The 1419-nt window shown below is 70.3% G+C and carries 1 protein-coding gene; it reads left to right on the top strand.

The features are described 5' to 3' along the window. Positions 1-202 precede the first annotated feature (202 nt). Positions 203-1363 (top strand): molybdopterin-synthase adenylyltransferase MoeB, encoded by a 1161-nt coding sequence (moeB, locus tag HR086_RS46830; RefSeq protein ID WP_174468910.1) that lies wholly within the window; start codon positions 203-205, stop codon positions 1361-1363. Positions 1364-1419: the final 56 nt, after the last annotated feature.

The following is a 1419-nucleotide window of genomic DNA, read 5'->3' as shown; positions in this document are numbered from 1 at the left end:
GGCCTCGGGCGGGGCGGACTGGGGGGCCGTCGTGGTGGCCGGGGCGGGGGTCGTGGTCGTCGTATCCATGTCGGGAAAATCTCCTCTCGAACGGCCCTTTATAACGCCCGGGGCCGGAAAATCCATGGGACCGGCCGCCTGTCCGCCCCGGACGCTTCATCCCGAGCGGAACACGCCCCGCCCTCGGGTTATACCCCGCCCCATGGCCCCATCCTTCCGTGAGCTTCTGGCCGGTGTGAAACAGGAGATTCGCGAAGTCACCGTGGACGAGGTGAAGCGGCTCCTGGACGACCGGGCCCAGGTGAAGCTCATCGACGTACGGGAGGCTGACGAGTACGCGGGCGGACGGCTGCCTGGCGCCGTGCACATCCCCCGGGGCTATCTGGAGCTGCGAATCGAGGAGCGGGCCGGGCGGGACGAGGAGCTCGTCGTCTACTGCGCGGGCGGGACGCGCTCGGCGCTGGCGGTGAAGAGCCTCAAGGAGCTGGGCTACACACGCGTGGCCTCGCTGGCGGGCGGCTACAACCGCTGGAGCGACGCGGCGCTGCCGGTGGAGAAGCCCTTCGTGCTCACGGCCGAACAGAAGGAGCGCTACCGCCGACACCTCATCCTCCCGGAGGTCGGCGAGGAGGGGCAGGCGAAGCTCTTGAAGTCGCGCGTGCTGTTGATGGGCGCGGGCGGGCTGGGCTCTCCGGCGGCGCTGTACCTGGCGGCCGCGGGCGTGGGGACGCTGGGCATCGTCGACTCGGACGTGGTGGACCTGAGCAACCTGCAGCGGCAGGTGCTCCACACCCAGGAGCGCCGGGGCCAGCCCAAGGTCGTCAGCGCGAGGGCCGCGATTGAAGCCCTCAACCCAGACGTCCGCGTCATCCCCTTCCAGGAGCGGCTCACCTCGCACAATGTCCTGCGCGTGCTGGAGGGGTTCGACCTGGTCCTCGACGGCGGAGACAACTTCCCCACCCGCTACCTGCTCAACGACGCGTGCGTGATGAAGGGCCTGCCCAACATCCACGGCTCCGTCTTCCGCTTCGAGGGACAGGTGACGACCTTCGTCCCCGGCCAGGGGCCCTGCTACCGCTGCCTCTACCCCGCCCCGCCGCCGCCGGAGCTCGCGCCCTCATGCGCGGAGGCCGGAGTGCTGGGCGTGCTGCCCGGGCTCATCGGCCTGCTCCAGGCCAACGAGGCCCTCAAGCTGATTCTCGGCCAGGGCGAGTCGCTCGTCGGCCGGCTGCTCACCTTCGACGCGCTGAGCACCCGCTTCCAGGAGCTGAAGCTGCGCCGGGACGCGCAATGCCCGGTGTGCGCGCCGGGCGCGAAGGTGGAGCTCATCGACTACGAGCGCTTCTGCTCCACCACCGCCTGAGCGCCCCGCGACTCGAGCCAGGAACCTCCCCGCATGCCCATCCCCGAAATCATGCC

The sequence above is a fragment of the Myxococcus sp. CA039A genome (genome assembly GCF_013336645.1).
Lineage (GTDB): Bacteria > Myxococcota > Myxococcia > Myxococcales > Myxococcaceae > Myxococcus > Myxococcus llanfairpwllgwyngyllgogerychwyrndrobwllllantysiliogogogochensis.
The sequence above is the reverse complement of the archived record's forward strand: the minus strand, read 5'-3'. Positions and strand labels throughout refer to the sequence as shown.

Bases quoted from the DNA above. Each gene is read 5' to 3' on its own strand.
- moeB (WP_174468910.1), top strand. From the start codon at position 203: ATGGCCCCATCCTTCCGTGAGCTTCTGGCCGGTGTGAAACAGGAGATT.